The organism is Immundisolibacter sp., assembly GCF_041601295.1.
Taxonomy (GTDB): Bacteria; Pseudomonadota; Gammaproteobacteria; order Immundisolibacterales; family Immundisolibacteraceae; genus Immundisolibacter.
Window position 1 is genome coordinate 1 of sequence record NZ_JBFIII010000114.1, and the last position, 7743, is coordinate 7743.

General features: G+C 61.9%; 5 protein-coding genes. All 5 read left to right on the forward strand.

Annotated elements, in window-relative coordinates; genetic code table 11:
* Positions 1 to 3204 (forward strand): DNA-directed RNA polymerase subunit beta' (rpoC, locus tag ABZF37_RS12600; protein WP_372720444.1); only part of this gene is annotated, 3204 nt, incomplete at its 5' end.
* A 255-nt stretch (positions 3205 to 3459) separates the two neighbouring features.
* On the forward strand, positions 3460 to 3834 hold the full coding sequence (gene rpsL / locus ABZF37_RS12605; RefSeq protein WP_372720446.1) for a 30S ribosomal protein S12: 375 nt from the start codon (positions 3460 to 3462) through the stop codon (positions 3832 to 3834).
* A gap of 71 nt (positions 3835 to 3905) precedes the next feature.
* Positions 3906 to 4376 carry a 30S ribosomal protein S7 gene (rpsG, locus tag ABZF37_RS12610; RefSeq protein ID WP_372720448.1) on the forward strand — a complete coding sequence of 157 codons (471 nt, stop codon included), beginning with the start codon at positions 3906 to 3908 and terminating at the stop codon, positions 4374 to 4376.
* 91 nt (positions 4377 to 4467) lie between these two features.
* Positions 4468 to 6510: an elongation factor G gene (gene fusA / locus ABZF37_RS12615; protein ID WP_372720452.1), complete on the forward strand. Its 2043-nt coding sequence runs from the start codon at positions 4468 to 4470 to the stop codon at positions 6508 to 6510.
* 42 nt (positions 6511 to 6552) lie between these two features.
* Complete coding sequence (gene tuf / locus ABZF37_RS12620) at positions 6553 to 7743, forward strand: elongation factor Tu (protein WP_372720450.1); 1191 nt, start codon at positions 6553 to 6555, stop codon at positions 7741 to 7743.

Sequence of the window (7743 nt, forward strand, 5' to 3'; positions counted from 1 at the left end):
AAGCGCGTCGATTACTCGGGTCGCTCGGTGATCGTGGTCGGCCCCCAGCTGAAGCTGCACCAATGCGGGCTGCCCAAGAAGATGGCGCTTGAACTGTTCAAGCCGTTCGTGTTCGGCAAGCTCGAACGGCGCGGCCTGGCCACCACCATCAAGGCGGCCAAGAAGCTGGTCGAGAAGGGTGGCCCGGAAGTCTGGGACGTGCTCGAGGAGGTTATCCGCGAGCATCCGGTGCTGCTGAATCGCGCCCCGACCCTGCACCGCCTGGGCATCCAGGCGTTCGAACCGGTACTGGTAGAGGGCAAGGCCATCCAGCTGCATCCGCTGGTGTGCACGGCGTTCAACGCCGACTTCGACGGTGACCAGATGGCGGTGCATGTGCCGCTGTCGCTGGAAGCCCAGCTCGAAGCCCGCGCGCTGATGATGTCGACCAACAACATCCTGTCGCCCGCGAACGGCGATCCGGTGATCGTGCCAACCCAGGACGTCGTGCTTGGTCTGTATTACATGTCGCGCGATCGGATCAATGCGCGCGGTGAAGGTCGGGCCTACGCCGATGCGGCCGAAGCCAAGCGGGCCTACGACGCAGGCACCGTCGATCTGCAAGCGCGTGTCAAGGTGCGTATCACCGACAGCCAGTTCGATGACCAGGGCGAGATCGAGACTCGTACTCGTCTGCTGGACACCACCATAGGTCGGGCCATCCTGTCGCAAGTGCTGCCCGCCGGGATGCCGTTCGAGTTGATCAACCGGGCGCTTGACAAGAAAGTCATCTCACGCCTGATCAATGACTGCTACCGCAAGGTCGGCCTGAAGGCGACCGTGGTCTTTGCAGACCAGCTCATGTATACCGGTTACCACTACGCAAGCCGTTCGGGCGCGTCCATTTGCGTGGACGACATGGTCACCCCGGACGAGAAGGCCGGCATCATTGCCCGCGCCGAAGGGGAAGTGAAAGAAATCGCCCAGCAGTACGCGTCCGGTCTGGTGACGGACGGCGAGCGCTACAACAAAGTGGTCGATATCTGGTCGCATGCCAACGACCAGGTGGCCGCGGCCATGATGCAGAAGCTCGGTCACGAGACCGTGATCGATCGGGACGGCAACTCCGTCACCCAGCCGTCATTCAATTCCATCTACATCATGGCGGACTCCGGGGCGCGGGGCAGCGCGGCGCAGATTCGCCAGCTGGCCGGCATGCGCGGCCTGATGGCCAAGCCCGATGGCTCGATCATCGAAACGCCGATCACGGCCAACTTCCGTGAAGGCCTTAACGTTATTCAGTACTTCATCTCCACCCATGGTGCCCGTAAGGGCCTGGCTGATACGGCGCTCAAGACCGCCAACTCCGGCTACCTCACCCGCCGCCTGGTGGACGTGGCCCAGGATCTGGTCATCACCGAAGACGACTGTGGCACCGAGGACGGCATGCAGCTGGGTGCTGTGATTTCCGGTGGCGATGTCATCGAACCGCTTCGCGATCGCATCCTGGGTCGCACCGTGGCGCAGGACGTCCTGCTGCCGGGCCTCGACGATGTGCTGGTCGAGGCCGGCACTCTGCTTACGGAGGAGGTAGTTGCCCGGGTTGAGGCGGCCGGCGTGGACGCCGTGAAAGTGCGTTCAGTCATTACCTGCCAGACGCGCTTTGGCGTATGTGCCAAGTGTTACGGGCGTGACCTGGCGCGTGGACATCAGGTCAACATCGGTGAGGCCGTAGGCGTCATCGCGGCCCAATCGATCGGTGAGCCCGGAACCCAGCTGACCATGCGTACCTTCCACATCGGTGGTGCGGTTTCGCGCGCGGTGGCGCTTAACAGTGTCCAGGTTCGCACGCGCGGCACCATTCGTCTGGACAACGTAAAAGTGGTGTTCCAGACCAGTGGCAACCGCGTGTCGGTATCGCGTTCGGGCGAACTGGTGGTTATCGACGAGCATGGTCGTGAGCGTGAGCGCCACAAGCTGCCTTATGGCGCCGTGGTGACGGCCGGGGAGGAGCAGATCGTTGAAACCGGCCAGGTGGTCGCCACCTGGGATCCGCATACCCACCCCATCGTTACCGAAGTGCAGGGGCGGGTCCAGTTGGTGGACGTGGTGGAAGGTGTTACCACGGTCAGCGAAGTTGATGAGGCCACGGGTCTGTCCAACATCGTCGTGACCGACACCAAGCAGCGGGGTATGGCGGGTCGTGATCTGCGGCCGATGATCAAGCTGGTGGACGATGCCGGTGAGGACAAGATGCTGCCAGGCACCGACATTCCGGCCCGTTATTTCCTGCCAGCTGGCGCCATCATCACGTTGGGCGATCGGGCCGAGGTCGGAGTAGGCGAAGTGCTGGCGCGTATTCCGCAGGAAACGTCCAAGACGCGCGATATCACCGGCGGTCTGCCGCGGGTGGCGGATTTGTTCGAGGCACGCCGGCCCAAGGATCCGGCGATCATGGCCGAGCAAACCGGCATCGTGTCGTTCGGCAAGGAAACCAAGGGCAAGCAGCGGCTGGTCATTACCGATGACCAAGCGGTGCAGCACGAGTATCTGACCCCCAAGTACCACCACATCACGGTGTTCGAAGGCGAACACGTCAGCCGCGGTGAAATCATTGCCGATGGCTCGCCTGTGCCGCACGACATCCTGCGCCTGTTGGGGGTGGAGGAGTTGACCCGTTTCGTCGTCAATGAGGTGCAGGAGGTCTACCGCTTGCAGGGCGTCAGGATCAACGACAAGCACATTGAGGTGATCGTGCGCCAGATGCTGCGCCGGGTCGAGATCAGTGATCCGGGCGACTCCAAGTTCCTCAAGGGCGAACAGGCCGAGCGTTGTGCGGTGTGGGTGGCCAATGATGATTTGGTTGGCAAGGGCAAACAGGCGGCCCAGTATGAGTCCGTGCTGCTTGGAATTACCAAGGCCTCGCTGGCTACCGAGTCGTTCATCTCGGCTGCGTCATTCCAGGAGACCACACGTGTGCTGACCGAAGCCGCGGTCAGTGGCAAGCGTGACGAACTGCGGGGCTTGAAGGAGAACGTGATTGTGGGTCGCCTGATTCCGGCCGGGACCGGCTTTGCTTATCACCAGGAACGTCGCCGCCGGGGTCACACCGACCTTGAGCAGTTCGCCGAGCTTTGGAACGAGCCGGCCGCACAGGCCGACGCAGGCACTGCGGAAGGCGCGGCCGAAGACCAAACCACGACCCAGCAGGCGGCGGCGCCCTGAACGTTGCCCGCGCAGCTTTTGCATGTCGGCTTCGCGGGCTGTGACTAGCGAATTTTTACCCACTGCAGCGGATCAGGCGGACAGGCCGCTGTAGGCTGGGTTTGGTGGTTTCGGTATGCGGTGCAATGCAGCCGGGTACTGACTTACAGCGGCATTTGGGTTGACAGTCTAAGGGCCGATCCCTAGAATCCCGCTCCCCTGACAGGTCGGGGCCTTTGCCCCGGCCTGTCTATTTATTTGTGACCAGGAAATTCCATGGCGACGATCAATCAGCTCGTCCGCAAGCCGCGGGTACAACCGCGCAAGAAGTCCGCGGTGCCCGCCCTTGAGGCCTGTCCGCAGAAGCGTGGCGTGTGTACGCGTGTCTACACCACCACGCCCAAGAAGCCGAACTCGGCGCTGCGCAAGGTCGCGCGCGTGCGACTGACCAACGGTTTTGAGGTCACCACCTACATCGGTGGCGAGGGGCACAACCTGCAGGAGCATTCGGTGGTCCTGATACGCGGCGGCCGCGTCAAGGATCTGCCCGGTGTGCGGTATCACACGGTGCGCGGCACGCTGGATACCACTGGCGTCAAAGACCGTCGCCAGGGGCGTTCCAAGTACGGCGCCAAGCGTCCCAAGTCCTAATTGATTCGAGGGGCTCCCGCCGTTGGTGGCGCGGGGCATCTTCTCCTACCGTTATATAGAGACCTGCCCGCATGTCGAGAAGAAGAGTTGCAGCCAAGCGCGACATCCTTCCGGACCCCAAGTTCGGTGACAAGGTGCTGGCCAAGTTGATCAACGTGATCATGCATGACGGCAAAAAGTCGGTGGCTGAGTCTATCGTCTACGGTGCCCTTGAGCGGCTGGGCGACAAGGCCGGTGGCGATCCGGTGGGCAAGATGCGTCAGGCACTGGTCAATATCGGCCCCTTGGTGGAAGTGAAGTCCCGTCGCGTCGGTGGCGCCAATTACCAGGTGCCAACTGAAGTGCGTCCGGCGCGTCAGCAGGCCCTGGCCATGCGTTGGCTGATGGACGCGGCCCGCAAGCGCGGTGAAAAATCGATGGCCCTGCGTCTGGCAGGCGAGATCGGCGATGCCGCCGAGAACCGTGGCGCCGCAGTCAAGAAGCGTGAAGATACCCACCGTATGGCGGAAGCCAACAAGGCCTTTTCCCACTATCGCTGGTGACCGCGGCTGAGCCCCGGTTAATGGCCTGAATCCGACAGAGTAGACAGTCGTGCGCGCAACCCCGATCGAGCGATACCGCAATATCGGCATCATGGCCCACATTGATGCCGGCAAGACGACAACCACAGAGCGCATCCTGTTCTACACCGGTGTGTCCCACAAAATGGGCGAGGTGCATGACGGCGCGGCTGTGATGGACTGGATGGAGCAGGAGCAGGAGCGCGGCATCACCATAACGTCTGCGGCCACCACCTGCTTCTGGCAGGGTATGGACAAGCAGTTCGAGCAGCACCGTGTCAATATCATCGACACCCCAGGGCATGTTGATTTCACGATTGAAGTAGAGCGCTCGCTGCGCGTCCTGGATGGCGCCGTCGCGGTGTTCTGTTCAGTGGGTGGCGTTGAACCCCAGTCCGAGACTGTCTGGCGGCAGGCGAATAAATACGGCGTGCCGCGTCTGGCCTTCGTCAACAAGATGGATCGCTCGGGCGCTGACTTCCTGCGCGTGGTGAAGCAGGTACGCGAGCGACTGGGCGCGAACCCAGTGCCGATCCAGTTGCCGATAGGTGCTGAAGAAAATTTCCAGGGCGTGGTCGACCTGATCGGCATGCGCGCCATCATCTGGGACGAAAGCACCCAGGGCATGACGTATGAGGCCCAAGACGTCCCAGCCAGTATGGCCGATGCCTGTCACGAGTGGCGCGAGAAGATGATCGAAGCTGCGGCCGAAGGCGACGAGGAGCTGATGGAGCGCTACCTCGAAACCGGCGAGTTGTCTGTAGACGAGATCAAACGTGGCCTGCGATCCCGCTTGCTGCGCAGCGAGATCGTTCCCATGCTGTGCGGCTCCGCCTTCAAGAATAAAGGCGTGCAGGCAATGCTGGACGCGGTGATCGAGCTGATGCCCTCGCCGATCGACCGGCCTCCAGTAAAAGGTCTTGATGATCGGGACAACGACGATACCCGTCGCGCCGCCGACGAAGAGCCGTTCTCGGCGCTGGCATTCAAGATCGCGACCGATCCGTTTGTGGGCACGCTGACTTTTTTCCGTGTTTATTCGGGTGTGCTCAATTCCGGCGACGGCGTGTTCAACCCGGTCAAGAGCAAGCGTGAACGCGTCGGACGTTTGTTGCAGATGCATGCCAACAGCCGCGAGGAAATTCGGGAAGTGCGCGCCGGTGACATCGCCGCCGCAGTGGGCCTGAAGGACGTTACCACGGGCGACACGCTGTGCAGCGAGAAGAAGGTCATCACGCTTGAGCGGATGGAGTTCCCCGAGCCAGTCATTTCCGTCGCGGTGGAGCCCAAGACCAAGAGCGACCAGGAGAAGATGGGCATAGCGCTGCAAAAGCTGGCCCAGGAAGACCCCTCATTTCGTGTCCATACCGACGAGGAATCTGGGCAAACCATCATCTCGGGCATGGGCGAGTTGCATCTTGAGATCATCGTCGACCGCATGCGGCGCGAATTCAAGGTCGAAGCCAACGTCGGCGCCCCACAGGTTGCCTACCGCGAAACCATTCGCAAGTCGGTGGAACAGGAAGGTCGCTTCATTCGCCAGACCGGCGGTCGTGGTCAGTTCGGCCACGTCTGGCTGCGCATAGAACCGCGCGAGGCAGGCGAGGGCTATGAGTTTGTGAACGGCATCGTCGGTGGCGTGGTGCCGCGCGAATACATCCCGGCAGTGGACAAGGGCGTGCAGGAAACGCTCGGAAACGGCATAGTAGCCGGCTACCCCGTGGTCGACGTTAAGGTGACGCTGTTCGACGGCTCCTATCACGACGTCGATTCGAACGAAATGGCGTTCAAGATTGCCGGCTCCATGGCCTTCAAGGAAGGCGCCCGCAAGGCCAACCCGGTTCTGCTTGAGCCAATCATGAAGGTTGAAGTGGTCACCCCGGAAGACTACATGGGTGATGTGGTTGGCGACCTGAATCGGCGTCGTGGCGTGATTCTGGGCATGGATGACTCGCCGTCAGGCAAGGTCATTCGGGCCGAAGTGCCATTGGCCGAGATGTTTGGCTACGCCACCGACATGCGCTCGGCGACTCAGGGCCGAGCCACGTACTCGATGGAATTCGGGAAGTATATGGAAGCGCCGAACAGCGTTGCCCAGAAAGTCATCAACCAATAAGCGTCCGTCGGACCAGTCAGTAAAACGAAGGGTGATTTAGTCATGTCGAAGGCCAAATTTGAGCGTACCAAGCCGCACGTGAACGTGGGGACGATAGGTCACGTGGATCATGGGAAGACGACGCTGACGGCGGCGTTGACCAAGATTGGTGCGGAGCGTTTCGGGGGCGAGTTCAAGGCCTACGACCAGATTGACAACGCCCCGGAAGAGCGCGCCCGTGGCATCACCATTGCGACGGCGCACGTTGAGTACGAGTCGCCGAACCGCCACTACGCGCACGTCGATTGCCCCGGTCACGCCGATTACGTGAAGAACATGATCACCGGCGCCGCGCAGATGGACGGCGCGATTCTGGTGGTGTCGGCGGCCGACGGCCCGATGCCGCAGACCCGCGAGCACATCCTGCTGGCGCGTCAGGTGGGCGTGCCGTACATCGTCGTGTTCCTGAACAAGGCGGACATGGTCGACGACCCGGAACTGCTTGAACTGGTCGAGATGGAAGTGCGCGAGTTGCTGACCCAGTACGGCTTCCCGGGCGACGACACACCGATCATTACCGGCAGTGCCCTGAAGGCGCTGGAGGGCGATCAGAGCGACATTGGCGTACCGGCGATCCTGAAACTGGTCGAGGCCGTTGACACCTACATCCCGCAGCCGGAGCGTGCCATTGATGGTGCCTACCTGATGCCGGTCGAGGACGTGTTCTCGATCTCCGGTCGGGGCACGGTGGTGACCGGGCGCATTGAGCGGGGCATTGTCAAGGTCGGCGACGAGATTGAAATCGTCGGCATGAAGGCGACCCTGAAGACCACCTGCACCGGCGTTGAGATGTTCCGCAAGCTGCTGGACCAGGGACAGGCGGGCGACAACGTGGGCGTGCTGCTGCGGGGCACCAAGCGGGACGAGGTAGAGCGAGGCCAGGTGCTGTGCAAGCCCGGCTCGATCACCCCGCATACCAAATTCGAGGCTGAGGTGTACGTGCTGTCCAAGGAAGAGGGCGGGCGACACACCCCGTTCTTCAAGGGCTACCGGCCACAGTTTTACTTCCGTACCACGGATGTGACCGGCAGCTGCGAGTTGCCGGCGGGCACCGAGATGGTGATGCCGGGGGACAATGTGAACCTGCAGGTGTCGCTGATCACGCCGATTGCGATGGATGACGGCCTGCGGTTTGCGATCCGCGAAGGTGGCCGTACCGTGGGCGCCGGTGTCGTCGTCAAGGTGATTGAGTAA